25 protein-coding genes are annotated in these 26,197 nt (G+C 57.6%); 13 read left to right on the top strand and 12 right to left on the bottom strand.

Annotated features, from left to right (window positions below; genetic code table 11):
* Positions 1–87 precede the first annotated feature (87 nt).
* Positions 88–2,103 carry a TonB-dependent siderophore receptor gene (locus AC6I8N_RS21310; protein ID WP_497831083.1) on the top strand — a complete coding sequence of 672 codons (2,016 nt, stop codon included), beginning with the start codon at positions 88–90 and terminating at the stop codon, positions 2,101–2,103.
* Between the two features lie 179 nt (positions 2,104–2,282).
* Positions 2,283–3,395 (top strand): Fic family protein, encoded by a 1,113-nt coding sequence (locus AC6I8N_RS21305; protein ID WP_497831082.1) that lies wholly within the window; start codon positions 2,283–2,285, stop codon positions 3,393–3,395.
* Positions 3,396–3,516: 121 nt separating this feature from the next.
* Here AC6I8N_RS21305 and AC6I8N_RS21300 read toward each other — a convergent pair whose 3' ends face one another.
* The 10 genes from AC6I8N_RS21300 to AC6I8N_RS21255 form a co-directional block, all read right to left on the bottom strand.
* Positions 3,517–3,864 (bottom strand): YebG family protein, encoded by a 348-nt coding sequence (locus AC6I8N_RS21300; RefSeq protein WP_497831081.1) that lies wholly within the window; start codon positions 3,862–3,864, stop codon positions 3,517–3,519.
* 73 nt (positions 3,865–3,937) lie between these two features.
* The gene (locus AC6I8N_RS21295; RefSeq protein WP_013511679.1) at positions 3,938–4,732 is read right to left on the bottom strand and encodes an SIR2 family protein; all 795 of its coding nucleotides are present in this window, start codon (positions 4,730–4,732) and stop codon (positions 3,938–3,940) included.
* Positions 4,729–5,289: a non-canonical purine NTP pyrophosphatase gene (locus tag AC6I8N_RS21290; protein WP_497831080.1), complete on the bottom strand. Its 561-nt coding sequence runs from the start codon at positions 5,287–5,289 to the stop codon at positions 4,729–4,731. Before AC6I8N_RS21290 ends, AC6I8N_RS21295 begins: the two co-directional genes overlap by 4 nt.
* Positions 5,290–5,490: 201 nt before the next feature.
* Complete coding sequence (locus AC6I8N_RS21285) at positions 5,491–6,285, bottom strand: amino acid ABC transporter ATP-binding protein (RefSeq protein WP_497831079.1); 795 nt, start codon at positions 6,283–6,285, stop codon at positions 5,491–5,493.
* The gene (locus AC6I8N_RS21280) at positions 6,269–7,183 is read right to left on the bottom strand and encodes an amino acid ABC transporter permease (protein WP_497831078.1); all 915 of its coding nucleotides are present in this window, start codon (positions 7,181–7,183) and stop codon (positions 6,269–6,271) included. The genes AC6I8N_RS21285 and AC6I8N_RS21280 overlap by 17 nt, the downstream gene beginning before the upstream one ends.
* Positions 7,180–7,689, bottom strand: coding sequence for a GNAT family N-acetyltransferase (locus tag AC6I8N_RS21275; protein WP_208725745.1), 510 nt, complete (start codon positions 7,687–7,689; stop codon positions 7,180–7,182). Before AC6I8N_RS21275 ends, AC6I8N_RS21280 begins: the two co-directional genes overlap by 4 nt.
* Positions 7,690–7,698: 9 nt before the next feature.
* Positions 7,699–8,634 carry an ABC transporter substrate-binding protein gene (locus tag AC6I8N_RS21270; protein WP_208725747.1) on the bottom strand — a complete coding sequence of 312 codons (936 nt, stop codon included), beginning with the start codon at positions 8,632–8,634 and terminating at the stop codon, positions 7,699–7,701.
* A gap of 15 nt (positions 8,635–8,649) precedes the next feature.
* The gene (locus tag AC6I8N_RS21265; RefSeq protein WP_497831077.1) at positions 8,650–9,963 is read right to left on the bottom strand and encodes an LLM class flavin-dependent oxidoreductase; all 1,314 of its coding nucleotides are present in this window, start codon (positions 9,961–9,963) and stop codon (positions 8,650–8,652) included.
* An 82-nt stretch (positions 9,964–10,045) separates the two neighbouring features.
* Positions 10,046–11,203, bottom strand: a complete 1,158-nt coding sequence (locus tag AC6I8N_RS21260) for an amidohydrolase (protein ID WP_497831076.1) — start codon at positions 11,201–11,203, stop codon at positions 10,046–10,048.
* A gap of 22 nt (positions 11,204–11,225) precedes the next feature.
* Positions 11,226–12,224 carry an MsnO8 family LLM class oxidoreductase gene (locus AC6I8N_RS21255; protein WP_497831075.1) on the bottom strand — a complete coding sequence of 333 codons (999 nt, stop codon included), beginning with the start codon at positions 12,222–12,224 and terminating at the stop codon, positions 11,226–11,228.
* 94 nt (positions 12,225–12,318) lie between these two features.
* Between AC6I8N_RS21255 and AC6I8N_RS21250 the strand changes: the two genes are divergently transcribed.
* From AC6I8N_RS21250 to AC6I8N_RS21210, 9 genes are all read left to right on the top strand, one after another.
* Entirely contained in the window at positions 12,319–12,528 is a 210-nt protein-coding gene (locus AC6I8N_RS21250) for an alpha/beta hydrolase fold domain-containing protein (RefSeq protein ID WP_497831074.1), read from the top strand.
* A gap of 192 nt (positions 12,529–12,720) precedes the next feature.
* Positions 12,721–14,343, top strand: coding sequence for a TIGR04028 family ABC transporter substrate-binding protein (locus tag AC6I8N_RS21245; RefSeq protein ID WP_497831073.1), 1,623 nt, complete (start codon positions 12,721–12,723; stop codon positions 14,341–14,343).
* A 12-nt stretch (positions 14,344–14,355) separates the two neighbouring features.
* A complete protein-coding gene (locus AC6I8N_RS21240; protein WP_497831072.1) occupies positions 14,356–15,297 on the top strand; it encodes an ABC transporter permease in 942 nt (313 codons plus the stop codon).
* The gene (locus tag AC6I8N_RS21235) at positions 15,297–16,154 is read left to right on the top strand and encodes an ABC transporter permease (protein WP_497831071.1); all 858 of its coding nucleotides are present in this window, start codon (positions 15,297–15,299) and stop codon (positions 16,152–16,154) included. Before AC6I8N_RS21240 ends, AC6I8N_RS21235 begins: the two co-directional genes overlap by 1 nt.
* On the top strand, positions 16,151–17,761 hold the full coding sequence (locus tag AC6I8N_RS21230; protein WP_497831070.1) for a dipeptide ABC transporter ATP-binding protein: 1,611 nt from the start codon (positions 16,151–16,153) through the stop codon (positions 17,759–17,761). Before AC6I8N_RS21235 ends, AC6I8N_RS21230 begins: the two co-directional genes overlap by 4 nt.
* A complete protein-coding gene (locus AC6I8N_RS21225; RefSeq protein ID WP_497831069.1) occupies positions 17,758–18,753 on the top strand; it encodes a putative FMN-dependent luciferase-like monooxygenase in 996 nt (331 codons plus the stop codon). The genes AC6I8N_RS21230 and AC6I8N_RS21225 overlap by 4 nt, the downstream gene beginning before the upstream one ends.
* Positions 18,754–18,765: 12 nt before the next feature.
* Positions 18,766–19,869: an alkylhydroperoxidase domain protein gene (locus AC6I8N_RS21220; protein WP_497831068.1), complete on the top strand. Its 1,104-nt coding sequence runs from the start codon at positions 18,766–18,768 to the stop codon at positions 19,867–19,869.
* A 2-nt stretch (positions 19,870–19,871) separates the two neighbouring features.
* Positions 19,872–21,023, top strand: coding sequence for an amidohydrolase (locus AC6I8N_RS21215; RefSeq protein WP_497831067.1), 1,152 nt, complete (start codon positions 19,872–19,874; stop codon positions 21,021–21,023).
* Positions 21,024–21,046: 23 nt separating this feature from the next.
* The gene (locus tag AC6I8N_RS21210) at positions 21,047–21,895 is read left to right on the top strand and encodes a VOC family protein (RefSeq protein WP_497831066.1); all 849 of its coding nucleotides are present in this window, start codon (positions 21,047–21,049) and stop codon (positions 21,893–21,895) included.
* Between the two features lie 70 nt (positions 21,896–21,965).
* On the opposite strand, the gene AC6I8N_RS21205 is transcribed toward AC6I8N_RS21210, so the two are convergent.
* Positions 21,966–22,742 carry an ABC transporter ATP-binding protein gene (locus AC6I8N_RS21205; RefSeq protein WP_497831065.1) on the bottom strand — a complete coding sequence of 259 codons (777 nt, stop codon included), beginning with the start codon at positions 22,740–22,742 and terminating at the stop codon, positions 21,966–21,968.
* Between the two features lie 195 nt (positions 22,743–22,937).
* Here AC6I8N_RS21205 and AC6I8N_RS21200 point away from each other — a divergent pair, with 195 nt between their 5' ends.
* Positions 22,938–23,999, top strand: coding sequence for an ABC transporter substrate-binding protein (locus AC6I8N_RS21200; RefSeq protein WP_497831163.1), 1,062 nt, complete (start codon positions 22,938–22,940; stop codon positions 23,997–23,999).
* 10 nt (positions 24,000–24,009) lie between these two features.
* On the top strand, positions 24,010–25,017 hold the full coding sequence (locus tag AC6I8N_RS21195; RefSeq protein ID WP_497831162.1) for an ABC transporter permease: 1,008 nt from the start codon (positions 24,010–24,012) through the stop codon (positions 25,015–25,017).
* Between the two features lie 61 nt (positions 25,018–25,078).
* Here AC6I8N_RS21195 and AC6I8N_RS21190 read toward each other — a convergent pair whose 3' ends face one another.
* Positions 25,079–26,128 carry an ABC transporter substrate-binding protein gene (locus AC6I8N_RS21190; RefSeq protein ID WP_497831064.1) on the bottom strand — a complete coding sequence of 350 codons (1,050 nt, stop codon included), beginning with the start codon at positions 26,126–26,128 and terminating at the stop codon, positions 25,079–25,081.
* Positions 26,129–26,197: the final 69 nt, after the last annotated feature.

Here is a 26,197-nt window from a genome sequence, read left to right as displayed (position 1 = left end):
TCGTGCAATTTTGCACCTTGTCGTGCAATGTTTTTTTCCGTCACTGCCGTAACCTCAGGATTTTTCGAACCTCAGGGACGCCATACCATGCAATTAACTCCCCTTGCGCTGTGGATCGGCAGCAGCCTGGCTTTTGCCCCACTCGCCTTTGCCGATAGCGCCACTCAGACCGATACCCTGGTGGTGACAGCCAGTAAACAGGCACCGACTGCGGCATCTTCACGCAACGTGTCGGCGGTAAAAGTCGATAGCAGTACGTTGACTGATGCCAATGTCAGCCGTACCGATCAGTTACCCCGCGTGCTGCCAGGTTTACAAATGGGCAATAGCGGCAGCCTGCTGTTTCAGTCGGTGTCGCTGCGCGGCATCTCATCGGCACAGGATTTTTATAATCCGGCAGTCAGTTTTTATGTCGATGGCGTACCACAATTATCGACCCTGGCGATGCAACCATTACTGGATGTGGATAGCGTGGAAATGCTGCGCGGCCCGCAAGGTACGCTATATGGTAAAAGCGCTCAGGGCGGAATTATCAATATCGTGACGCATCAACCTGATAGTACCGCGCGCGGTTATATCGAAGGCGGTTATGCCAGCCGCGACGGCTATCACGGTAAGGTGCAGCTGAGTGGCCCCATTCAGGATGGGCTGCTGTACGGTAGCGCTACCCTGCTGCGTCAGGTGGATAACGGTGCGATGACCAACCCCGCGACCGGTAGCGATCACCTCGGTGGCTCACGCATTAACGCCGGGAATGTCAAACTGCGTCTGGCACCGGACGGTCAACCGTGGGAAGCCACAGCGGATGTGACGGAAACCTGCACCCACGCCACCCAGGATACCTATGTTCCGTTTGCCAATGTTAAAAGCCGCACGCTGGCGATTGATGCCGGGGGCGGTGATCCTTACTTGCGCAGTTGCAGCCACAGTCAGTCACTGAGCGGGCATTATAACGGTGACAACTGGATTATCAGCCTGGTGACAGCATGGCAGCAGCAAAATTACGATCGTAAATTCCCCTACAGCGGCTACACCGCCAACCTCCCCGAGCGCTGGAACCAGAATGTGCAGGAATTGCGCGCGGCAACGCGCGGTAATGACACCCTTGACGCGGTATTTGGTCTCTACCGCCAGGACACCCGCGAAGCCATGGATTCGCATTATGATTACGCCGGAAGCGCCATCACTGCTACCCATTCACACACTCAGATGGAAACCCTCGCGGCATACAGCGATCTGACCTGGCATGTCACCTCTCGCTGGGACTTAGGCACCGGCCTGCGTTTTTCTCATGACAAAGCGGAAACGCGCTACAGCGGCAATAGCCTGGGCTATGGGTGGGGTGACAGCAACAGCACCCGCGATAATCAGTGGTTGGGTCAGCTCTCCAGCGGCTATCAATTGACCGACGCCTGGCGGCTGTATGCGCGTATCGCCCAGGGATATAAACCGGCCGGTTTCTCCATCTCACCAGTCGCCGGAACCTCTGCGGACCCCTATGATGCCGAGCGTTCCATCAACTATGAAATTGGCAGCCGCTATCAGCAGGGCAACGTGCAACTTGATGGTGCGCTGTTCTACACCCACACACGCAACCTGCAACTCTATTCGGGGCCGGTGGGTTATCAGACGCTGAGCAATGCGGGCAGCGCGAATGCCGGCGGTGCTGAGTTAAACGCCAGTTGGCAGTTCACGCCGGGTTGGTCGTGGGGCGTCAATGGCAGCTATGTCCGGTCGGAGTTTAGCGATGACAGCGAAAGTTATGCCGGTAAACGTGTGCCCTTTGTTCCTCGCTATGCGGCTGGCACCAGCATCACGGGTAATATAGAAACACCGTTTGGATCGCTGATGCCGCGCGCCGCCATCAATCTGGTGGGGCCACAATATTTTGATGGCGACAACACGCTGCGCCAGGGGAGCTACACCACCACTGACCTGCGTCTGGGGTGGCAGGCCACGCAACACATCACCGTCTCGGCTTATATTGATAACCTGTTTGACCGCCGTTATCGCACCTATGGCTTCCTGAGCGGCACCACCGCATTTGCTCAGGTCAATAATGGTCGTACTGCGGGTATTGATGTTCGAGTGGATTTGTTCTGATGTAGTGGTGCGATTTATCGTGCCGCCAGAAGGAGGTGGTCGAGGTTAACTGGTTAATGAGCCGAATATGATCTATTATTCGGCTCATATTGTGAGCCGAATAAGTGATGTTATCGGCTCATCCAGCGAGCTGATTAGCAAAATATTTGGCTCACTGACAGATTAACCTGAGGTAAAACATGTGGATATGGCAACAGCCTGATTGGCCGAACTTTCTCTGGCAGGATGCGCGATTACTACCCTGCCTGAGACACCTGCAACAACAGCGTGGTGTGTTGCTAGGACGAGCCAGTATTGCCGACAACAGCGATCAACAAACGCTGGATACCCTGCTGACCAATATCCTCTCCTCATCCGCCATTGAGGATGAGCGCGTGAATGCCCAGTCGGTAAGATCATCTCTTGCCCGCCGCCTTGGGGTGTCGCTTGACCAACCTTACCCGGTATCAGAGCGTTCCGAAGGTCTGGCGGCCATGATGATGGATGCCATCACCCTGCGCGATCAACCTTTAACTCTGGAACGCTTATGTGGCTGGCATGGCTGGTTGTTTCCCACTAACGAATGGTCAGTACAACGGGTGAATGTGGGCACCCTGCGGGGTGATGAACCGATGCAGGTGGTTTCCGGCCGCATCGATCGCCCCACGGTTCACTTTGAAGCCCCACCGCGCGCCGGCTTAGAAGCGCAACTACAACAGTTTATCGCCTGGTTTAATGACAGTTGCACAGATGTGCTGCTCGACCCGCTCTTACGCGCCGGATTATGTCATTTGTGGTTTGTCACCTTACATCCCTTTGATGATGGGAATGGGCGTATTACCCGCGCGTTAACCGATCTGGCATTGGCGCAAGCGGATAGCCAAAGTATTCGTTTATATGCCATGTCAGCATCCATTCTGGCGCGGCGCGCAGACTATTACCGCATTTTGCAGGAGACGCAGTGCGGAGGAATGGATGTCACGGCCTGGCTGGTGTGGTTTCTGGAGGTGTTGGATGACAGCCTCGAACAGGCATTGCAGGCGGTGAAGCGTACGCAACAAAAAGCGCGTTTTTGGTCGAACCATCGTGACGACGCGCTGAGTGCAGAACAGGCGAAAGTATTGAACCGTTTGCTGGGTGGCGGCGAACAGGGATTTGTCGAAGCTATCAGCGCCAGTCAGTATCAAAAAGTGGCGAAAGTCAGTAAAGCGACGGCAACACGCCATCTGACCGAGTTGTTGGATAAGGGTTATCTGGAAAAGTTGCCGGGAGGCGGTCGTAGCACCCGTTATCAGATAAAAAACTCAGATTGATACCAAACGTAGCGGCGCGATTTATCGCGCTGTTTTTTCTGACATTGCATCAAATTGCGCGATAAATCGCGCCGCTACGGGATAACAACCGCGCCGTACTTAACGACGGCGTGGTGTTAAATCAGGCGGCTTTTACCGCGCGAGGTTTCTTTTCCGGTGCATCCGCCGGTGCCTCTTCGGCCTCATCGGCTTTGGCGGTTTCGGCTGACACCGTCTCTTCCGCGTTTACCGGCTCCGGCAGCTTGCTGGTACGCAGGATATGCTGCACTGCGTCTTTCTGCTCTGCCAGTTGCAAGCCCAGCGCCTCGGCCTGGCCTTCATCCATTTCAGGATTGTTTTGCAGCAACCAGTCAGTAAAGGCATCTGCCATGTCGAGCATTTTGTCCCAGGCATCTGCGTCTTTTTTATTGGCAAACGTCATTTTCTCTTCACCCTTTCTGACCACAACATATTTGGTTTCGACTGCCATGATGCACCTCGTTAACTGTATTTATATACAGTATATTCCGAATTGTCGTTGCCAGGCAATGGTTTTTTGCCTGTCAGGCGATCAATTCCTGCAAAAAATCCGCGAGTGCTTTGCGCGGATCATCCTCTTCAGAGACGATCATCTCAATCCCCCACTGCCCCAGTACCTCTTTCGCCACCGGATTATTGCGGTTGGTAAACAGGTAAGATTTCGGTCGCGCCGATGCCAGTCCGGTACGCCCCCACATTTTGGTCAGGCGATAGAACAACAGACGGATGTTGAAATCGCTGATGCTGTAGCCCACAAACAACACCGAGTTACCCATCACATCATGAGTCAACTTAATATCCAGCGGCGAATCGAAGTACAGTCGTTCAAAATAGCTGCTTTCATCAAGGACAATCGAGGTGTCATCGTCAAAATCACCATGTAATTTGATGATATGCCGCTTATCTTCAGTGAGCGACACCAGATCGGCGGCATTTGCGACCTTACTGTAGGGCACGCCATGCGCCTCGTGCGCCATCTCCAGCCAGCGATCGTAATTGGTCGTGTAGATGCGCGAAAAATTACCCTGGGTGATCATGGTATGGATTTCTGAGCTGCGCACATCAATATCCGGGCGATGCCATTCACGGTCCATCCAACTGCGCAACGGACCGAGCGACCCTTTACGCTGCTTGTAATATTCCGCCAGCGACAGATGCGTACCGTAAGTATTGAAAATTTTCGGATCGTAGCCCAGTTCATTGGCGAGATGGGCAATCAGCTCATGCCACTCCGGCAGACCGAGGTTGCGTGAAATCCCGGCCCCGGCAAACAGAATCAGCTTGCCAGCATCGTAGGCACGTTTCAGTTCCGGTTTCATGCCAATCCCCGTGATGTTTTCAAAAATGTGGCGAAGCGATCCAGCGCCAGGCGTCGCATCGAGATCTCATTTTTCAGCTCGCCCATCTCGGCAAAGGTTTGCGTATGCCCTTCCGGGATAAACACACAATCCCACTGAAACTGGCGTGGGCCCGCCGCCTGTGCGGCAATGGTGCCGCGGACTTCGCCTTCAAACAGATACATTTTACGGCCATCACAATAGCCAAGCACGGTTTTGGCGGTCACGCTTTGGCTCTCCAACCCCTGAACCAGCTTGGTAAAGCGCTCCGCTTCCAGGCGATTCCAGAAAATGCGGGTCAGTCCGGCCGGTAAGCCATTTAACCCATCCAGATACAAGCCCGTATGCTCGACAAACAGCGGGCGACCGATAATCGAGAACGCCTTGGTGAGCTTATCGCGCACCAACTCGACTTCATTTTCGGTCTGGATCTCTTCGATACGGCGCGCGATAGGGATCACCTCGACACCGACCGGCTCAAGGATGGTGCGTACTTCAGCCAGTTTATGCTCATTAGCCGACAGGAAGCGTATTTTCATTGCAACCAGTTGATTTTAAATGGATGGATTACAGCAGTTATGATTGTATGACGCAGGATAGCTGCTTTTGTGACGGCGGTTTTAGTCCCGCCGTGTTTGTGAGGATAGTGCAGTTTATTTTGAATGCAACTGTTTGACCAATAAGTAGCTGCACGATTTATCGCGCTTTATCAGGTAGTTCCTGCACATGATGAATATTCGTTACAGCACCCTCGCCAGAAAGCGCTTCGTCCTTTCATGACGCGGCTGGTTGAGCACCTGCTGGCTGCTGCCCTGCTCGACAATCCGGCCATCCACCATAAACACCACGTTATCCGCCACTTCACGGGCGAAACCGATCTCATGGGTGACGATGACCAGCGTAGTGCCGGACCGCGCCAGTTTCTTGATCACATCCAGCACTTCGCCCACCAGTTCCGGGTCAAGCGCCGAGGTGGGTTCATCAAACAACATCACGCGCGGATTAAGCATCAACGCACGGGCGATGGCGATACGCTGCTGTTGACCACCAGAAAGATGGCGCGGCCAGGCATCCGCCTTATGCCGCAGGCCAACGATATCCAGCAGCTCGCCAGCGCGGTTTATCGCCGCGCGGCGCGTGAGCTGGCGATGCGCTATCGGCGCTTCAATCAGGTTTTCCAGCACCGTCAGGTGGGGAAACAGATTAAAATTCTGAAACACGTAACCCACGTTAATGCGCTGACGCAGAATGGCTTTCTCTTTTAATTCATAGAGTTTATCGCCCCGACGCTGATAACCAATGTAATCGCCATCAATCTGGATAAACCCTTCATCCACCCGCTCCAGATGATTAATGGTGCGCAGCAGCGTCGATTTTCCCGAACCGGACGGCCCGAGGATCACGGTGACGGAACCGGGAGCGAGTTCCAGCGACACATCATCCAGCGCCTGATGTTTGCCAAAAAACTTGCTTACATGGGTGATGCTGATGGCACCGGTGGCATGGAGATTACGGTAATCAATGGCTTCGGACATGGGAGAGATCCTCAGTAGTGACGCGGTTGCGCCATTGACGCCAGCGCGAGGGTTGCGGTTCGCGGGTGACGCTGCGCGCCAGCCAGCGTTCAACGCTGTGCTGCAATAACGACAACACGGTGGTGATAATCAGATACCAGGCAGCCCCAACCATCAGCAACGGGATCACCTGCTGCGTGCGGTTGTAAATCATCTGGATGGTGTAAAAAAGTTCAGGCATCGCCAGCACATAAACCATCGCCGTGCCTTTGGCGAGGCTGATGATTTCATTAAATGCAGTGGGGATGATGGCGCGCAGCGCCTGCGGCAGAATGATGCGAAACGTACGACGCGAAGAGGACAAACCCAGCGCCGAGGCAGCTTCAAACTGCCCGTGATCCACACCGAGAAAGCCACCGCGAATGATTTCGGCGCTGTAGGCGCTTTGTACCAGCGTCAGGCCGATCACCGCTGCCGGGAACTGCCCCAGCACGTTGATGGTCTGGAAATGCCCCCACGACAACGCGGTAAAGGGAATGCCGAAGGAGAGCGTGTCGTATAAGTAGGAGAAGTTATACAGAATGATCAGCACCACAATCAGCGGCAGCGAACGAAACAGCCAGATATAACCAAACGCCAGCCAGCTCAACAACCACGAGGATGACAGCCGTGCCAGCGCCAGCAGGCCGCCGAAGATCAGGCTGAACACGGTGCCAAATAGCGTCAGCAACAGGGTTTGTCCCAGCCCGCTGAGGATCACCGGATCGAAAAACCAGCGGGCAAATACGCCCCATTCCCAGCGCGGGTTAAACGCCACCGACTCAATCACCCCGGCGAGGATAAACAGCGCAACAATCGCTCCGAAGGTGCGCGCCGGATAGCGCGCCGGGACCACAGTTAAAGGTTGTGCGGATTTCATGCAGGCTCCTTGCTGTGCACATCAATCACTTTCAGGAAGCGCAAGCGCCCGTCATGTGGCGGCTGGCCGTAGATCTCCATATCGTCACGCAGTTCAAACTGCGGCTGATAACCGTGGCCGATATACAAACGCACCGCTTCCGGCTGGCGGAAACCGGTGGTGAGGAAAATACGTTGATAACCGGCGCGCAGCGCGCGCCGTTCCAGTTCCTGCAAAATCAGCAGCGCCAGCCCCTGACGGCGCAGGTCGCTACGTGTCCAGATCCGTTTGAATTCAGCGGTGTGGTCGTCATAGGGTTTGTACGCCCCCATAGCAATGATCTCGCCGTCCCGTTCCAGCACAATAAACAACCCATGCGGTGCTAAGTACCATTCGGTCTGCTCCACTTCTTTGCTGTTGCGGAAGAAATCACCGTAGCGCGCCTCATATTCGCCGAATAATCCGGTGAGAATTGGCTGTAACTCAGGCGCTTCCGGCGACACTTCACGGAAAACTTGTTGGCTCATGCCGCCTCCTTAATCGCCCAGACCCGCCGGATTCACTTCCGAGCGGTCGATATGTTCGACACCCTCACCCCAGCGATTAAGTACCTTGAGATAGTCGCCGTTCTGCATCACGCCATTCAGCGCGGTGCTGATCGGTTCCGCCAGACCGCTGCCTTTCTTCACCGTCACCGCGATGTGCGCCGCTTTCGGCCAACCACCGTCAACGCTGCCGACTAAACGCGTCTGTCCGGTCAGGGCCGCCTTCCAGGCACCAATCACGTTGGGGCCGAAGTAAGCGTCAGCCCGGCCCGATTGCAATGCGAGGGTTTGCGCCGCGTCATCTTTGGTGTAGATCGGCGTGAACGGTTTCAGACCTTTGGCCTGATTGGCTTTGTCCCACGCCAGCAAAATCGCTTCCTGATTGGTGCCGGAACCGACGATGATGCGCAGCCCGGCGATATCTTCCGCTTTGGTGAGGGATTTTATCGGGCTGCTGGTTTTGACATAGAAACCGAGCGAGTCCTTGCGATAAGTGGCGAAATCGAAGCGTTCTTTACGTTCTTTGGTCACGGTGATGTTGCTGATGGCGGCATCGTATTTACCGGAAGCCACGCCGAGCGGCCAGTCCTCCCATGAGGTTGGTACGATCTTCAGCTTCAGCCCAAGGCTATCCGCCACCAGCCGGGCAATATCCACTTCGCTGCCCAACAGGGTTTTGTTGTCATCGCTAAACACCGTCAGTGGCGGTGAGTTCTGCGCCGCTACCGCCACGGTAAAGGTGCCGGGCGCGGCGAAATGGTGTCCGGCGGGGATCTGTGCCACGGCAGCACTGTTTTTGCTGGTGTTGATCGGGGTTTTGTTCGCTTCAAGGCTGACCTGCTGGCCGTTCAGCGCCACCTCTTCGGCGAGGGCGGCAGCGCTGCTGGTCAGTAATAACAGGGCGATGAGGGAGATCTTCTTCTGCATAGCATCAACTCGCTTTTATTGTTGTGTGAACTGATTAACCGGATCGGACAGACCGAAGCTGGCACGCAGCGTGGTCCCAGGGTATTCAAGGCGTGACAAACCGCGTGCCTGCAAAATCGGCACGACGCGATCAACAAAACGTTCGAAGCTATCCGGCGTACCGCCGTTAATAATGAAACCGTCAGTTGCTGCACTTTCGAACCACAGTTGCAGGCCATCCGCCACCTGTTCAGGCGTACCGTGGAACAGGGGGCGCGGCGTGGCTGCCTCCAGCGCCGCCTGACGCAGCGTGTGGCCGTTCTCGCGGGCTTTACGTTTGATTTCATCGGTGGTGCTACGGAAGCTGTTCTGACCGATATCACCGATATCGGGGAAGGGTTCATCCAGCGGGTATTGCGAGAAATCGTGGTGGTCGAAGAAGCGACCAAGGTAATTCAGTGCATCCTTAATCGACACCAGCGCGGCAGTGGTTTGATACTGACGCTCCACATCCTCGGCATCATCACCCACAATCACCCCAACCCCCTGGAAGATATGCAGATCCTCGGGCTGGCGGCCATTGGCGACCAGCTGCTTTTTCACATCGCGGTAGAATGCCTGGGCCTCTTCGCGCGTCGGCTGATGGGTGAAAATGGCGTCAGCGTGTCGTGCTGCCAGCTTTTTACCATCTTCGGAGGCACCGGCCTGAAAGATAATCGGACGCCCCTGCGGCGTGCGCGCGATATTCAGTGGCCCCTGCACCTGGAAAAAATCACCATGATGGTTGAGGGTGTGCAGTTTGGTGGCATCGAAGAACTGCCCACTCTCTTTATTGCGCACAAAGGCATCCTCTTCCCACGAATCCCACAGCCCTTTCACCACCTGCAAATATTCGTCGGCGATGCGATAACGCAATGCATGCTCAGGATGCTGCTGGCGCGAGAAGTTTTTCGCCGACCCTTCCAGCGGCGAGGTCACCACGTTCCAACCCGCACGTCCCCCGCTCAGATGGTCAAGGCTGGCGAACTGACGCGCCACGGTAAAAGGTTCGCTGTAGGAGGTGGAGACGGTGCCCACCAGGCCGAGATGCTGGGTGACGCCCGCCAGGGCTGACAGCAGCGTCAGGGGTTCAAAGCGGTTAAGAAAATGCGGGATCGACTTGTCATTGATAAACAGGCCGTCGGCAACAAACAGGAAATCCAGCTTGCCCTGCTCCGCTTTGCGCGCAATCTGTTTGGCATAATCAATATTGATGCTGGCATCGGCCAGCGCCGCCGGATGACGCCAGGCAGACATGTTGCCGGATGCACCATGCAGAATGGTGCCCAGTCGAAGTTGTCTTACAGTCATAATGGTCCCTCTTTAGCCATAGCGAAGCCTGACGGCATCGCGCAGGATGCCGCTATAGGTGAATATCGGGTTGAAGAATGGGTTAATTCAGAATGGCGTCACGACATCGGGCATTGAGATGTAGCAGCGCCTGCTGCGCCAGTTGCGTGAAATAACTGGCAGCAGGGGCGATCAGCGCTTCATCCGGGTTAAACCCACCATGATGCAGGCCAAAATCGCTGGCGCTGCCGATGCTGACAAAAGCGCCGGGGATCTGTTGCAGATAAAAGGCGAAGTCCTCGCCACCGAGATGCAGATCGGCGGTTTGCACGCGATAGCCCGCCTGCTGCGCCACGTTACTGGCGAAAGCAGCCCAATGCGCGTCGTTCTCCAGCACCGGTGGCCCGGCGTGCCAGCTCAGGCTGGCGCTGGCTCCGGCGGCAGCCGCCACGTTCTCGACCAGGCGGCGCACCCGTTGTTCCAGCTGCTGCCGGACTTGCCGGTCGTGGGTACGGGCTGTTCCACCAAATTCGACCTCACCCGGCAGCACATTCCAGGTTTTTCCTCCGTCGATGCGGGTGACGCTCAGCACCAGGCTATCGAGCGTATTAAAGCTGCGGCTGGTCAATGATTGCAGCGCCTGAATAATCTGGCTGGCGACCAGGATACTGTCCACTCCCTGTTCCGGGTGTGCGGCATGCGCGCCGGTGCCGCTGACGCGGATCACAAAGCGATCGGCATTGGCATAAAAAGCGCCAGCGCGCGTGGCGAAGGTGCCGGTGGGCAAGCCAGGCTCGTTATGCATCCCAAAAATCGCCTGCACATCCTGCAACACGCCGGCTTTGATGAATTGCCGTGCGCCGGTGGCGTTCTCTTCACCGGGTTGAAACAGGATACGAATACGCCCCGTTAGCTGCGCCTCCTGGGCCTTCAGTTGCAGCGCCGCACCCAGCATCACCGCGCTGTGCACATCATGACCGCAGGCATGCATCACACCGGTATGACGCGAACGAAACGGCAGGCCAGTGGCCTCATGAATCGGCAAACCATCGATATCGGCGCGCAGCGCAATCACCGTATCACCCTGACCGATCTCCGCCACCACACCGGTTTCCAGTGCATAATCCAGCAACCGTATTCCGGCAGCTTGTAGCCAACCGCGCAGACGGGCGGTGGTTTCCACTTCGTGACTGGAGAGTTCCGGCCAACTGTGCAGCTCGCGTCGCCAGTCAATCAGCTGTTGTTGCGAAAATTGCGTCATAGGATGTCTCCGGGGATGTTGCTCAGGCCGCGACCAGACGATGGGTTGCCAACAGTTCAAGGGATTTCAGGCGAGCTTGTTCTTCCGCCACCGGCGAATCAATCACAAATTCATCAATGCCGAAGTTCTGATGCAGCGCCTCCAACTGGGCATGTACCTGTGCGGCGGTGCCTTTCAGTAACGACGGGGTACGGGGTTCAATCACGTAATCGCTGTATCCCCCCTGACGCACATAACGTTCCGCTTGCTCCAGACTGCCAACATTCACGCTCTGGCCGCCCTGCACGTTGACGTGAAAGAAACGCAGATTACTGACCAGCAGGTCAGCCGCTGCCGGGGAATCCGCCACCACCACCTGCACCGCCACCAGTGCGCGCTGACCGTTGCTGAGTTGGTGATAACGTGCCAGCACCCGTTCCATCAATTCACGGTCGCCATTCAGATGCGCGGCGAACACCAGTTGCCAGCCAAGATCGGCTGCCAGCCGGGCACTCTCTTCGCTGGCCCCCAGCAAAAAGCGATTGGCCGGGCGGGTAGGTTGCGGCGTGGCGACCAGTGATTCTTCATCATGTTGTTGCGTTGCGGGCTGAAGCCAGCCATCCAGCAGCGCCAGCTGTTCGGCAAAACTGCCTTTTTCAGCGGCATGGACACCGAGTTGCAATGCACGCGTCGACAGCGGCAGACCACCGGGCGCTTTACCTACGCCAAGATCGATCCGGCCCGGCGCCAGTGAGGCCAGCAGGTTGAAGTTTTCTGCCACTTTATACGGGCTGTAGTGCTGCAACATCACGCCACCGGAACCCACGCGAATATGGCGCGTCTGACCGATAATCCACGCCATCAGCAACTCGGGTGACGGGCTGGCTAACTGAGTAGAATTATGGTGTTCCGCCAACCAGAACCGATGATATCCCCAGGCTTCCGCCTGCTGCGCCAAATGCAGGGTGCGATGCAGCGCGCCAGTCGCACCCTCTCCTTCCGCTATCGGCGATTTATCCAGCAAACTCAGTCGGTATGACATGCGCCTTATCCTTTTCCATCGTGAATATGGCGGCTAGTGTGGAACGGGGAATAACGTTCGTAAAACAACAAAATCGACAAAGTGAATTAAGAAAATGGAAATAGTCCGCCCGGAAGTCCTGACCCAACTGGCCGCAACTTACCTGAACGGTAACGATCCCACCACGCCACTGGCCTCACCGCTATACGGCGCGCCGGAAGTATTACCACCGCTGGCGATTCAGGTTGGAACCGATGAGTTGTTGCTGGATGATGCCACCCGTTATGCCGCAGCGGCCGCATTTATTACGCGTCACTGGCGTTAATTCTGCGCGATAAATCGCGCCGCTGCCGATCGTTCGCTTTGTAGCGCGCGCGATTTATCACGCATTTTTACTCACCCCGCCATTTATTTTTTCCGGCAAAGCTTAGTGCATTTCCTTTGTTCAACTCCGCGCCGTGGCATTCGATGATGAAAACCGCCCGTCGGGTAATTGATAACAAAGGAATTCACCATCATGAAGCAACGTTTTCACTTGCAGGCATTAACTTTCGCCCTGCTGACCGGGATCTTTAGCGCGAAGGCAGCCGACACGCCGGTAAAAGGCGGGACGCTGATTTATCTGGAACAACAACCGCATACCAACCTCTATCCCCCCGCTGGCGGATTCTACCCGAACGGCGGCATTCTCAATCAGATTACCGACAAACTCACCTGGCAAAACCCAAAAACTTTGCAGGTTGAACCGTGGATAGCCGAAAGCTGGAGCAGCAACGCCGATAAAACCGAATACACCTTTAAAATTCGTCCGGGCGTGACCTTCTCCGATGGCACACCGTTAGATGCCAACGCCGTGGCAAAAAACTTCGATACTTACGGGCTGGGTAATAAAGCGCAGCGCCTGCCGGTTTCTGAGGTGATCAACAACTACGATCACAGCGAAGTCATTGATCCTCTGACGGTGAAGTTTTACTTCAAAAAACCGTCGCCGGGTTTTTTACAGGGCACCGCCACCATCGGCTCAGGGCTGGTTTCCCTGAGTACCCTGCAACGCAGTTTTGACCAACTTGGCGATGCACGTCATATCATCGGTTCCGGGCCGTTTGTGGTCAGCAATGAACAACTGGGCCGTGAAGTGGACCTGGTGGCGCGCAAAGATTATCACTGGGGGCCAAAAAACATTCAGCAGCAAGGCCCGGCCAATCTCGACGGCATCAAAATTATTGTGACGCCTGAAGATAGCGTGCGTATCGGCGCGCTGCTGGCCGGACAGGCCGATTTTATCCGTCAGGTACAGGCGTATGACGAAAAACAGGCCACCGCACAAAACTTCCCGATTTATGCGGCCCCCACGCGTGGTGTCAACGACAGCATCAGTTTTCGCCCGGATAACCCGCTGGTCAGCGATGTGAAGGTGCGTCAGGCCTTGCTGCATGCCACCAATGCGCAGCAAGTGGTGCAAACCCTGTTCTCTCCCAATTATCCGCAAGCGACGTCCGTGATTGCTGCCTCAGCGGCGGGTTACGTCAACCTGAGTGACAAGCTGAAGTACGATCCGGCACAGGCGAAACAGCTGCTGGAGGAGGCAGGCTGGCATACCGACAGCGATGGCATCCGTGAAAAAGGCGGTCAGAAACTGGCGCTGACGGTGTATGAATCCCCGCCTCAACCACAAAACAAAGAAGTGCTGCAACTGGTGGCGCAGCAGTGGCGTCAGGTGGGCGTGGTGCTGACGGTGAAAGCCGGTGATGCGGGCAGCAAAACCCTGGATAACCTTGATCCGCTGAAAACGCCGCTGACGGTGTCGGAAGTGGGGCGTGCCGATCCGGATGTGGTAAAAAGCATGTTCTATCCCACCAATCGTGATGCGCTGCTGCAAAAAGGCGGCTCCAGCGACAAGGTGAAAAATTTCCGTGACGACCAACTGAACAGCTTGCTGGTCAATATCTCGGCGGAAGTCGCACCACAAAAGCGTCTGCAATTAACCGCAGACGCCCAGCGTTACCTGCTGGACCACGCCTATGTCATCCCGATTTTTGAAGAACCGCAGGTGTTTGCCGGTGCGCCCTGGCTGAAGGGCATCAGTTTTGAAGCCGTAGGGCGTCCGTCGTTCTACGGCGCGTGGCTGGAAAAACACTAACGGGGGCTGACGATGCGACACTCTCTGCTGCGCAGGTTGGGACAAAGTCTGCTGGTGCTATGGGCGGCGTTTACCCTGTCATTCTTTCTGCTCCAGGTGCTGCCGGGCGATGCGATTCTGATTAAGTTTCAGAACCCGGACCTCGGCCTCAGCCCGGCGCAAATTGCGCAAATGCGGCTGGCGTACGGGGCCGACAGCCCGATCTGGCAGCAGTATCTCCATACCCTGCTGGCGATGTTGCGTGGTGATTTTGGTTATTCGGTACAGGCTGGGGTCGCGGTGAGCGCATTGATCGCCAGTAATCTGCCAGCCACCCTGAGCCTGGCACTACCGGGTTTTCTGTTGGCGGCATTGCTGGCGTTTGCCCTGGCGGCGTTGTCACGTCTGCCGGGCCTGCGTGGGGTGCGAACATTTTTGCAATCAGTCCCGGCGTTATTTATCTCGTTACCCACCTTCTGGCTCGGCATCGCCTTGATCCAGATGTTCTCCTTTCAACTGCGCTGGATCCCGGTCATCAACCCTTCCCCTCTTCAGGGCTTGATTCTGCCGGTGATCACCGTGGCGATCCCTATCTCCGCGCCGCTGGCGCAGATTTTGTTGCGCAGCATTGATGAAGTCGCTACCCAACCCTTTGTCGCGGTGGCGCGCGCCAAAGGGGCCAGCGAAAACCGGGTGTTATGGCGTCATGTGCTGCGCAACGCATTGCTGCCGGTACTGAACATCGCCGGTTTACTGCTCGGCGAATTGATTGCCGGAGCGCTGATTACCGAAACCGTGTTTGGCCGCAGCGGGCTGGGCCAACTGACGCAGCAGGCGGTCAACAATCAGGATGTCGCGGTACTTCAGGCAGTGGTGATGATCTCGGCGCTGGGGTTTGTGCTGATTAATTTGCTGGTGGATGTGTTGATGCCATTGCTCGATCCCCGTTTGCAACCTATTCCAGGAGGCCACTGATGAGTCTGGTGGATTACGCAGCCGCACGCCGTGGCGAACGCGTGTCTGACCCACGCGCCAGGTTATCGCTACAACCGGGTTTGTGGCTGGCGTGGGGGGTGATAACGCTGGCGCTGTTAGCCGCCCTCGCGCCGGGACTGCTGACCCATTTCAGTCCCACCGCAGGCATCGCCGGCGCGCAGCGATTGCCGCCGCAGGCCACTTACTGGCTCGGCACCGACCAACTCGGACGCGACCTGTTCACCCGCATCGTGTATGGCGCGTCGCAGTCGCTGGCGGCAGCCTTTGCCGCCGTGGCAATGGGGTTTGTCGGCGGTACCACGCTGGGGGTGATTGCCGGGGCCGTCGGCCGACGTACCGAAAACGTGCTGATGCGGCTGGTGGACGTGTTGCTCTCCATCCCTTCCTTGCTGCTTTCCCTCAGCATCCTGATTTTGCTGGGATTTGGCACGATTCATGCGGCACTGGCGGTGGGTATTGCTTCGGTTGCCAGTTTTGCCCGCCTGGCGCGCGGTGAAGTGGTACGCGTCAGACGCAGTGAATATGTCGAAGCCGCATACGGCAGCGGTGGTAGTTTCTGGCGCGTGTTATGGCGGCACATTTTACCCAATTCGCTGACGGCGGTGGTCGCCTTTGCCGCCCTGCAATTTGGTCAGGCGATTCTGGCGCTCTCCACCCTGAGTTTTCTCGGGTATGGCACCCCACCACCGACACCAGAGTGGGGATTGTTAATCGCGGAAGGTCGCAATTATCTCGCCACCGCCTGGTGGCTGACCCTGTTTCCCGGCATCGTGGTGGTCGCCGTGGTGCTGGCAGCCAACCGCATCAGTCAACAATTGGCCGGAGGGGCAAAATGAGCGCATTGCTGACCCTTGAAAACCTCACCCTCAGCTATCGCCAGCAGGGGTTATGGCGTCCGGTGGTACATAACGTCAGCTTCAACTTGCAGGCGGGCGAAATGGTGGCGCTGGTCGGCGAGTCCGGCTCCGGTAAAACCACCACGGCTCAGGCGATTATTGGTTTGCTGGCGGAAAATGGTCGCCGCGACCACGGGCGGATTCTGCTTAACGGCACCGATATCAGCAACTGGTCCGCCAAACGGCTGGATAGCCTGCGCGGGGTGCGCATCAGCCTGGTGCCGCAGGACCCCGGCAACTCGCTCAACCCGGTCAAGACCATCGGTGAACAGGTGGGTGAGATGTTGCAACTGCATCTGCGCATCAGCCGTCAGGAGCGGCAGCAGCGGGTGATTGAGTTACTGAGCCGCGTCGGCCTCAGCCATCCCGAGCAGCGTGCCGCCCAGTACCCGCATCAACTCTCGGGTGGGATGAAGCAACGGGTGTTGATCGCAATTGCCCTCGCCCTGCGCCCGCAAATTATCATCGCCGATGAACCGACCAGCGCGCTGGATGTGACGGTACAGAAGCGCATTCTCGATCTGCTGGACGTGCTACGCCGGGAATCCGGCACCGCCGTGCTGTTCGTCACACACGATCTGGCGCTGGCCGCGGAACGGGCGGATCGTTTGCTGGTGTTTCGTCACGGTGAGATTCAGGAACAGGGTGACACCGCGCGGGTGATCCATGCTCCGCAGCATCCCTACACCCGCCAGCTTTTGCAGGATGCTCAGCTTAATCGCCTGGCGCAGGCTCCGCAGGTGAACGCGGCGTTTTCCACCCCGGCGATACAGCTTTCCGCCATTGGTAAACAGTTTCGACTGGGACGACGGCAGCAGTTTCATGCCCTGCGCGAGGTCAGCGTCAGCGTGCCGCGTGGCACCACCCACGCGCTGGTGGGTGAGTCCGGCTCAGGTAAAACCACCCTGGCGCGCATTCTGGTCGGTTTTGAGAAAGCCGACAGTGGCCGCGTTGTGATTGATGGCATTGACGCCAGCGGCCTGAGCAGCGAAGCACGTCGCCAGCTGCGACGCAAAATTCAGTTCGTTTATCAGAACCCGTACGCATCGCTCGATCCGCGCCAGACGCTGTTTGCCATCATCGAAGAACCGCTGCGCAATTTTGAGCGTCTGAGTCGTGACCAACGCCGTCAGCGGGTTGAGGCGGTGGCGCAGCGCGTGGCACTGCCGCTGGAGCTGCTGACACGCAAAGCACGCGAATTGTCCGGTGGACAGCGGCAGCGGGTGGCGATCGCCCGCGCGCTGATCCTCGAACCGGCCATTCTGGTGCTGGATGAAGCCACCTCAGCGCTGGATGTCACGGTGCAGGCGCAGATTTTGCAACTGCTGCAACAGCTCCAACGCGATCTTGGCCTGACCTATCTGTTTATTACTCACGATCTCGCTACGGTGCGGCAGTTGGCGCATAGCGTCACCGTGCTACGCGCCGGAGAAGTGATAGAACAGAGTGACGTTGTCACCTTGTTCACTACCCCAAAGCATCCCTACACCCGGTCATTGATCGAGGCGATTCCCGCTTTCCGTCCGCTGATTAAGGAGTCTGCATGACGCGCAAACGCATTGGTTTTTTTACCCGTCTGCTGGATGAAGGCAGCGCCCAACAGCGCTACCGGCTGGCGACCGAACAGATTCAACACGCCGAGCGCTGCGGCTTCGACAGCGCCTGGATCGCGCAACACCATTTTCATGAGCACGAAGGCGGGCTGCCTGCCCCACTGGTGTTTCTCGCCTATGTGGCAGCGCATACCCGCACCATCCGTCTTGGCACCGGCATCATTACCCTGCCACTGGAGAATGGGCTGCGCGTGGCGGAAGACGCTTCAGTGCTGGATTTGCTTAGTAACGGGCGTCTGGAGGTCGGTTTTGGCTCCGGAGGCACGGCGACCTCGTTTCTGCCGTTTGGTCTGACAATCGAGCAACGCGCGCCTTTTTTTGCCGAACAATTGCATAGCGTATTGAGTGCCTGGCGTGGCGATAGCCTGGCGCATCCCGATAACCATCTTTATCCGCCGGCCACTTCATTGCCACAGCGGGTGTGGATCGCCACCTTTTCGGTGGAGGGAGCCGCACGCGCCGGTCAGGCGGGGCATGGTTTGATGCTATCGCGTACCCAACCGCGTCCCGCCGAACAGCCCGATTTGCCGCTGGATGCGTTGCAAAACCCGATGATCGACGCCTATCTGGCGGCGCTACCCGCAGGGATTGCGCCACGTATCCTCGCCTCCCGCACCGCCTTTGTCGCGGATTCCAGCGGCTATGCGCGGCGTCTGGCGCAAGCCGGTTTGCAGCGTCAGGCCGACCAGTTTCGCGCCAGTGGACATCACCTGTTCGGTGATTCACTGGATGACCATATTCGGCAGTTTGACGCCCATCTCGGCGATGTCGCAGCGGTGCAGGCCTCACTGGCGCAGGACAGTGTGCTGGCGCGCGCCACCGATATCACCTTCCAGGTGCATTCGATTGATCCTCCCCACGCCGATATTTTGCGCTCGATTGAACTGATTGCCGACCACATCGCGCCGCAACTGCGCAATGCTTAACAGGAGAAAGAGATGTCTCAAGTGAATGATTTGCTCGCGGCACTGGCCGATATCGATCCGGCATCGGAACTGGCGCAGGCGCGTGCCCAACGCGATGCTGCCACCCGCCATACTCAGGGCAGCTATGAGGTGCTCTTTGGTCAGCATGACGACGATTTCCCGCTCCCGGCGCGTTTTGCACTGGCGGCACAGGTGGCGGCCTGGCATGGCGAAGTGGCTTTGCAGGCGCATTACCAGCAGCAGGCTTCGGGCGCGCAGCATAGCGCGCGCGATGAGGCGGCGCGTGCTTTTGCCGAACGCCTGAGTTTCCGTCCTGTCGAAGCAACACCGCAGCATATTGCCAACCTGCACAGCGCCGGCTGGACACCACGCGGCATCGTCACGCTGGCGCAGTTGGTCGCCTTTGTCAGCTTCCAGAGTCGGCTACTGGCCGGGTTCCGCTTACTTAACGGCGACAGTTTAGCGTCCACACAACACGCGGTAGCCGGTATCTGGCATAACGCCCCGCGCACCCATAGCGGGAAAACCGCCCTCACGGCTTTCACGCAGCAGGAACTGGGCTGGGAACCCTGGCTGGCGGCTAAACCGCTGCATGAATTTACCACCGAAGAAAAAGCCACGCTGGCACGCTTTGGTCACAGCGATTCTGATTACTTCCGCCTGTTGGGTCGCAACCTGCCACTGCTGGAACAGCGTACCCTGACCGATAAAGGCATCTTTTATACGTCCGGCGGTTTAGCGCGTGCGGAGCGTGAGCTGGCAGCCACGGTGGTGAGTAAAGTCAATGGCTGCATCTATTGCGCCTCAGTGCACGCACGTAAAGCCAGCCAGTTAGCGAAAGATGATGCGGCGGTGCAAAAGCTGCTGAATGTGTCACCTGGCGCGGAGTTATCCCACGGTCAATCGCCGCGCTGGCAGGCCATCATTGATTTCAGCGCCGCACTCTCCGTCACTCCCGCCAGCGCCAGCCAGGCGCAGCTACAGGCGCTGCGCGCGCAAGGGCTGGACACCCTGCAATTGCTGGATCTGGTGCAGTCCACCGCCTTCTTCGCCTGGGCCAACCGTCTGATGCTAACCCTCGGCGAACCCTTTCTCCCCGCTGATGCTCAAGGATAACCATGACGGCCATTTCCACAGAACAACTGATCCACTGGCGACGTGAACTGCATCAGCACCCTGAGTTATCCAATCAGGAACACGCCACCACCGCACGGATTACCCGCTGGCTGCAACAGGCAAATATTCGCTTGTTGCCGCTCGGCCTGAGCACCGGGGTGGTCGCGGAGATTGGTCAGGGCGACGCGGTGATTGCGTTACGCGCTGATATTGATGCCCTGCCGATTGACGAATTGACGCAGCAACCGTGGCAATCCCAACAGCCGGGCGTGATGCATGCCTGTGGTCACGACCTGCACAGCAGCGTGATGCTGGGGGTGGCGCATCAGCTCAAACGCATTGAAGCACAACTGCCTGGCCGGGTACGCATCCTGTTTCAACCCGCAGAGGAAACCTTCAACGGTGCACAGCAGCTGATTGATGCAGGCGCACTGGAGGAGGTGCAGGCGATTTTTGGTTTACACAACGCGCCAGATTTGCCGGTTGGCACGCTGCGTACCCGTGGCGGTGCGATGTACGCCAATGTCGATCGTTTTCAGATCAACATCAGCGGCAAAGGTGCCCATGCCGCGCGCCCGCATGAGGGCATTGATGCGATCGTTATCGCCAGCCATATCGTCACCGCGTTGCAACATCTGCCCAGCCGGGTATTCAGCGCGCTGGCATCGGTGGTGGTCAGCGTGACGCGTTTTACCGCAGGCAATAGCTGGAATGTGTTGCCGCATCAGGTGGAGCTGGAAGGGACGGTGCGTACCCATGATGCCGCCATCCGCGCAGAGATTCCGCAAAGAATCCGCAGCCTGATTGCCGGTATCGCCGCAGGCTTTGACGGAGACGCCGAGTTGGTGTGGCAACCTGGCCCACCTTCGCTGATCAATACCCCGGCGTGGGCAGAGGTGGCGCTGCATCTGGCGCAACAGCAGGGATATGACATCCATACCGCGACACCGCAGATGGGCGGCGAGGATTTTGCCTTTTATCTGCATCAGGTGCCGGGGGTATTTGTCAGCATCGGCAGCGCCAGCACACACGGGTTGCATCATCCCGCCTTCGACCCGGATGAAGCGATGCTCGCCCCGGCGGTGCAATATTTTACGGCCCTGGCACAGCGGGCGCTGGCTGAGGTGCAGCAAGCGCAGGAACTGGCCTCGTGACGGTGAGAACAAGGAGAATACCGATGGCGATAACCGTTCCGCTGCCACGTCTCGATCATGTGGTGATCAACGTGGCAGATCAACTCGATGCAGCCAGCACGCTGTTTCAGCGGCTGGGTTTTCAACTGACCGAACGTGGTCACCACTCGCTCGGGTCCAGCAATCATCTGGCGGTGTTTGGCGAGAATTATCTGGAGTTGCTGGGTTATGAAGCGACGCGTGGCAATCTGCGTCAGGATCTCTGGCAGTCCCCCCTCGGATTGAGCGGTCTGGTGTGGAAAAGTGATGATGCTGACGCAGTGTGGCGTTATCTGGAGAGCCAGGATATTGATGGCGAGCCACCCGCCAGTTTTTATCGGCCGGTGACGCTGCCGGATGGTTCAGCGCAACAGGCTCGCTTCCGTACTGTGCGTTTACGCAGCGATTTGGTGCCGAATGGCCGCAGCTTCTTCTGCCAACACGAAACACCGCAGGCGGTCTGGCAACCGGCATGGCAGCAGCACCCGAACGGGGTCAGTAACATCGTCGAGTTTGTGGTGGTGGCTCAGGATCCGGCAGCCGCCGCGCTGGTGTATAACCGGCTGTTTGGTGCCGGACGGCTGGTGGCCTGTCAGGAAGGGGCTTTTGTGCTGAAAGCCGGTGCCGCAACGGTGCGCTTCGCTGCCGCCGAGTACGTGGTGAAGCGATTTAACAGCCTGCCGGACGATTACGATGGCAGCGCACGCATGGCGGCACTCAGCCTGCACACCCAGGACCTGAGTAAGGTGAAAGCCTGTTTGCTGCTGGGAGACGTGCCCTTTAGCGAGGCGGAGAACGCGGTGAGGGTGGCGGCCGAACACGCGTTCGGTGTCGCGTTACGGTTTCAGCACTAAACACCTTGCGCGATAAATCGCGCCGCTACGGGGGGGATGAGGTGTAGCGGCGCGATTTATCGCGCGTTTCTCAGGCTGCCGCTCGCTCTGCCCCCAGCAGATCGAGAATGCGGCTGCGCAGCGCCACCAACTGTGCATCGTCGCGACGGCGCGGCCAGGGTAAATCCACCGTGATGATATCCAGCACTTTCGCCGGACGCGGGCTGAACACCACCACGCGATTCGCCATGACCAACGCTTCTTCCACATCGTGCGTCACCATCAGGGTGGTGAATTGTTGCTCCTGCCACAAATCGACGATCTCCTGCTGCATACGCAGGCGGGTTAATGAATCCAGCTTACCCAGCGGCTCATCCAGGATCAGCAGACGTGGATGATTGACCAGCGCCCGCGCCAATGCGGCACGTTGCGCCATACCGCCGGATAACTGGTGCGGCCAGGCACGGGCAAACTGCGTCAGGCCGACGCGATCCAACATCGCATTGATACGCTGTTCCCGCACCGTGCGGCACTCACCACGGATTTGCAGGCCAAGACCGACATTGTCGTACACCGTCCGCCACGGATAGAGCGTGGGGTCCTGAAACACCACCACGCGCGACGGATCGGGCGCGGTGATGGCGCGCCCCTCTTCCGCCAGCAAGCCGCTGACCGGTTGTTCGAGCCCAGCCAGCAGACGCAGCAGCGTCGATTTGCCACAGCCCGACGGCCCGAGCAATGCCACAAATTCTCCGGCGGCAACCTGCAGATTAATATTTTCCAGCACCGGTAACGCCCTGCCTTCAAGGCTGAAATGGTGGCTGACTTTTTCTATCGCAATATTCACCCCTGACAGTTCACCCGCCATATATTTGCCCCCACTGTTCAGAAAAATAAAAAATAATTAGCACGCGCCTTCTCGCCCACGAAATAGCAATTTCGGCAATCAATACCCCCGAAAAACATAAAGGGAATTTGCATGAAGACATGCGGGATTGTTATTTGGTGGCGCAGTCAGGCTTTGCCATAGTGCCTGAAGTGATTTTTTTACATGGAAGGAATGATGGCAATGCACAATATCTCTCTCACTCGCCGCAGCTTATTACGTGGATTAGGTTTGCTGGGTGCCGCTGGCGCGGTAAATCCGGCGGTATTTGCGGCGGATAACACGCTGAAAACCGTCAAACTGGCCTGGGGGCAAACCGCTGTCTGTCAGGCCCCCATTTCCGTCGCGCTCAAACAAGGTTTCTTTAAAAAATATGGCCTGAATGTTGAGCCGGTTAACTTTAGCGGGCCAACCGATGCGCTGTTGCAGGCCATCGCGACCGGACAGGCGGATGGCGGCATCGGCATGGCGCTGCGCTGGCTTAAACCGCTGGAGCAGGGTTTTGATGTCGATCTCACTGTCGGTACCCACGGCGGTTGTATGCGTCTGCTGGCACCGCAAAACAGCGGTATCCATCAGGTGAAAGATCTGGTGGGCAAATCCGTGGCGGTGAGCGACCAGGCCAGCCCGATCCGCAACTTCTTCGCCATTCAACTGGCGAAACTGGGCATCAATCCTGATACCCAGGTGAACTGGCTGCAATATCCCTCTGACCTGTTCGGGGAAGCCCTGCGCAAAGGTGAAGTGCAGGCGCTGGCGACCGACGATCCCCAGGGCTGGTTGCTGAAAAAGCAGCATAACCTGGTGGAGGTGGACAACAACCTCAACGGGGAATACGCCCACCTCACCTGCTGTGTGCTGGGCCTGCGTGGCTCGCTGGTGCGTGACGATCCGGCCACCGCGCGGGCAATCACCCAGGCGATTGTCGATGCTCAGCAGTGGACCGCCGACCACCCCGATGAAACCGCGCGCATTTTCCAGCCGTTTGTCCCCGGCTCAGTACCGGTAGCGGATATTGCCGCCATGCTGCGCGAGCATACGCACCATCACCACTCCACTGGCGCGCAATTGCGCAGTGAAGTCGCGGTGTATGTCGATGAATTGAAGAAAATCAATGTAATCCGGTCAGATACGAATGCGCAGCGCTTTGCCGAGCACTACGTCCCGCAGTTGCTGACCGAGTCCTCCAGCCACCAGCACGCCAGCACCCTGGCGTCGATGAGTAACATGTCCAGCTAAGGAGACCATGATGGCCAGTGAAACGCTGACGATAACCCGCAGTCAGGCAAGCGTACGCCGGGTGCAGCCCGCCATCTGGGGTGCGCTGGTGTTGTGGTGGGCGCTGGTAGCGCTGATGGTGGCGGTGCCAGATAAGCCAGTTGGCTTCGCTGCGCCGCGTTTTGTCGATCAAACCCATGAACTGTTTACCGCTCTGGCGGGGTTACTCAGCGTGCTGGCGATTATTGCCGGTCTGTTTCCCCGGTTGCAGGCACTTTCGCCTCTCAAGCGCAGCGGCCCCTGGCTGATGGTACTGGCAGGGCTAATCGGCGTGTGGGAGATCGTCACCGCCAAGCTGGCGTTGCTGCCCGCCCCCTTCTTTGCGCCACCGCGCGCGCTGATTGAGGCGTACGCCACCGACTGGCCACGTCTGCTGGACAGCGTGCTCAACTCGCTGCGCCTGCTGGCATTGGGGTTTATCTACGGTAGCCTGGTTGGCTTTGTCACCGGTGTCGCCATCGGTTGGTCGCGTGGGTTGGGATATTGGGTCCATCCGATTTTACGCTTCCTTGGGCCGGTGCCCTCAACGGCGCTGTTGCCGCTGTCACTCTATTTCTTCCCGTCCAGCTTCTCGGCGGCGGTATTTTTGATTGCGCTGGCAACCTGGTTCCCGGTGACGGTGCTGACCTGGTCGGGCGTCGCCAGTGTCGATAGTCGTTACTACGATGTGGCTCGCACCCTGGGGGCAAACGCGTGGTTCCTGGTGCTGCGGGTGGCAGTCCCGGCTGCGTTACCTCATCTGTTCGTGGGTTTGTTTATGGGATTGGGTGCATCGTTTTCGGTGCTGGTAGCGGCGGAAATGATGGGGGTGAAATCAGGCCTTGGCTGGTATCTGCAATGGGCGCAGGGTTGGGCGGCTTACGCCAATATGTATGCCGCGCTGATCGTGATGGCGCTGCTGTTCTCCTCACTCATCTCTCTGCTGTTCCTGATTCGTGACCGCACGCTGGCGTGGCAGCGTAGTGCGGTGCAATGGTAACCCCTGACTACATGAGGTCGACTAGTAACGGCGCGATGCGCAAGGTATCGCGCCGTTACGGTCACACCAATACATTCGAGGTAATCCCTTTGGCAAACAGCAGCGGATCGGTTTCTGGTCGCAATACGTTGATGGCTTTCAAATCCCGCGCATAGATATCAATCTCTTGTACAAACGCATTGCCCACCGAGTAATGGCCGTGGGTATGGGTTTTCAACACGCTGGCGATTTCCTGTGGCGTGGTGTTGAGCGCTTTGCCGTTAAACGCCTGAGCGACGACCTCCGGGTGTTGTGCGGCGTAAGCGTGGGCCTGCAAAATCGCGTGGGTGATCGCCGCAGCGACGTCCGGCTGATCGCGGATCAAACTGCCACGCGTCCCCACCACGCAGCAACTCAGGTTGGCGTATTCATCCATCAGGTTGGTCGCCACTTCGCGATAACCCGGCTGCTGGGTTAAACGCCACATAATCGGGTCGGAGCCGCTGGCAGCCTGAATTTCGCCTTTTTGTAACACCATCGGCAGCAGGTCCTGCGGAAAAACGCGCCAGTTCACGTCGGCAGTGGGATCAACGCCGTGCTTTTTCAGCAGCAGCGAGAAAAAGTTCTTATCCGCGCCAGCCATATCGGTCACCCCAATGGTTTGGCCTTTCAATTGTTCCAGCGAACGCGGGCCATCATCACGCGTCAGCAGGCGCATACAGCCGCCGTGGGTTCCGGCGGTCAGCTTGACATCAAAACCCTGCTCCAGCGCCTTTAGCCAGCGCAGCGCCATGCCAATCGCCGCTTCAGCCTTACCGGTGGCGATCGATTCCAGTAACAGTTCAGTCGAGTTGCCAAAATTGACGAACTCCACTTCGAGGTTGTGCGCTTTAAAGAATTGATGCTGGTCGGCCACCACCACCGGCGCGAGGCAAATGGCGTTCAGATTGACCGCCATGCGAATGTGGGTGGGTTTAGCCAACGCCCATTTTCCCGCTCCGCCCTGCAATAAATCGCCGGACATGTGCATTCCGGCCAGCGCATCGTCAGCGAACACCTGGCCTGGTGCCAACATAGCGGCAGCGGAATAACTGAGAAAATGGCGGCGTGAAAGTGAATAATTAACTGGCATGGTTTTACTCCCAAAAATAAATGCAGGTTGAGATGTTGTTGCTGTAATAATTCTTTTCAGGAGCAGGCA

Source organism: Pantoea sp. X-Soil-TKNS-1279 (assembly GCF_059730565.1).
The sequence above is the reverse complement of the archived record's forward strand: the minus strand, read 5'-3'. Positions and strand labels throughout refer to the sequence as shown.

Bases quoted from the DNA above. Each gene is read 5' to 3' on its own strand.
- AC6I8N_RS21215 (WP_497831067.1), top strand. From the start codon at position 19,872: ATGACGGCCATTTCCACAGAACAACTGATCCACTGGCGACGTGAACTG.
- AC6I8N_RS21220 (WP_497831068.1), top strand. From the start codon at position 18,766: ATGTCTCAAGTGAATGATTTGCTCGCGGCACTGGCCGATATCGATCCG.
- AC6I8N_RS21195 (WP_497831162.1), top strand. From the start codon at position 24,010: ATGGCCAGTGAAACGCTGACGATAACCCGCAGTCAGGCAAGCGTACGC.
- AC6I8N_RS21230 (WP_497831070.1), top strand. From the start codon at position 16,151: ATGAGCGCATTGCTGACCCTTGAAAACCTCACCCTCAGCTATCGCCAG.
- AC6I8N_RS21295 (WP_013511679.1), bottom strand. From the start codon at position 4,732: ATGAAACCGGAACTGAAACGTGCCTACGATGCTGGCAAGCTGATTCTG.
- AC6I8N_RS21265 (WP_497831077.1), bottom strand. From the start codon at position 9,963: ATGACTGTAAGACAACTTCGACTGGGCACCATTCTGCATGGTGCATCC.
- AC6I8N_RS21240 (WP_497831072.1), top strand. From the start codon at position 14,356: ATGCGACACTCTCTGCTGCGCAGGTTGGGACAAAGTCTGCTGGTGCTA.
- AC6I8N_RS21290 (WP_497831080.1), bottom strand. From the start codon at position 5,289: ATGAAAATACGCTTCCTGTCGGCTAATGAGCATAAACTGGCTGAAGTA.
- AC6I8N_RS21200 (WP_497831163.1), top strand. From the start codon at position 22,938: ATGGCAATGCACAATATCTCTCTCACTCGCCGCAGCTTATTACGTGGA.
- AC6I8N_RS21255 (WP_497831075.1), bottom strand. From the start codon at position 12,224: ATGTCATACCGACTGAGTTTGCTGGATAAATCGCCGATAGCGGAAGGA.
- AC6I8N_RS21205 (WP_497831065.1), bottom strand. From the start codon at position 22,742: ATGGCGGGTGAACTGTCAGGGGTGAATATTGCGATAGAAAAAGTCAGC.
- AC6I8N_RS21260 (WP_497831076.1), bottom strand. From the start codon at position 11,203: ATGACGCAATTTTCGCAACAACAGCTGATTGACTGGCGACGCGAGCTG.
- AC6I8N_RS21245 (WP_497831073.1), top strand. From the start codon at position 12,721: ATGAAGCAACGTTTTCACTTGCAGGCATTAACTTTCGCCCTGCTGACC.
- AC6I8N_RS21190 (WP_497831064.1), bottom strand. From the start codon at position 26,128: ATGCCAGTTAATTATTCACTTTCACGCCGCCATTTTCTCAGTTATTCC.
- AC6I8N_RS21285 (WP_497831079.1), bottom strand. From the start codon at position 6,285: ATGTCCGAAGCCATTGATTACCGTAATCTCCATGCCACCGGTGCCATC.
- AC6I8N_RS21310 (WP_497831083.1), top strand. From the start codon at position 88: ATGCAATTAACTCCCCTTGCGCTGTGGATCGGCAGCAGCCTGGCTTTT.
- AC6I8N_RS21270 (WP_208725747.1), bottom strand. From the start codon at position 8,634: ATGCAGAAGAAGATCTCCCTCATCGCCCTGTTATTACTGACCAGCAGC.
- AC6I8N_RS21300 (WP_497831081.1), bottom strand. From the start codon at position 3,864: ATGGCAGTCGAAACCAAATATGTTGTGGTCAGAAAGGGTGAAGAGAAA.
- AC6I8N_RS21280 (WP_497831078.1), bottom strand. From the start codon at position 7,183: ATGAAATCCGCACAACCTTTAACTGTGGTCCCGGCGCGCTATCCGGCG.
- AC6I8N_RS21225 (WP_497831069.1), top strand. From the start codon at position 17,758: ATGACGCGCAAACGCATTGGTTTTTTTACCCGTCTGCTGGATGAAGGC.
- AC6I8N_RS21235 (WP_497831071.1), top strand. From the start codon at position 15,297: ATGAGTCTGGTGGATTACGCAGCCGCACGCCGTGGCGAACGCGTGTCT.
- AC6I8N_RS21210 (WP_497831066.1), top strand. From the start codon at position 21,047: ATGGCGATAACCGTTCCGCTGCCACGTCTCGATCATGTGGTGATCAAC.
- AC6I8N_RS21250 (WP_497831074.1), top strand. From the start codon at position 12,319: ATGGAAATAGTCCGCCCGGAAGTCCTGACCCAACTGGCCGCAACTTAC.
- AC6I8N_RS21275 (WP_208725745.1), bottom strand. From the start codon at position 7,689: ATGAGCCAACAAGTTTTCCGTGAAGTGTCGCCGGAAGCGCCTGAGTTA.
- AC6I8N_RS21305 (WP_497831082.1), top strand. From the start codon at position 2,283: ATGTGGATATGGCAACAGCCTGATTGGCCGAACTTTCTCTGGCAGGAT.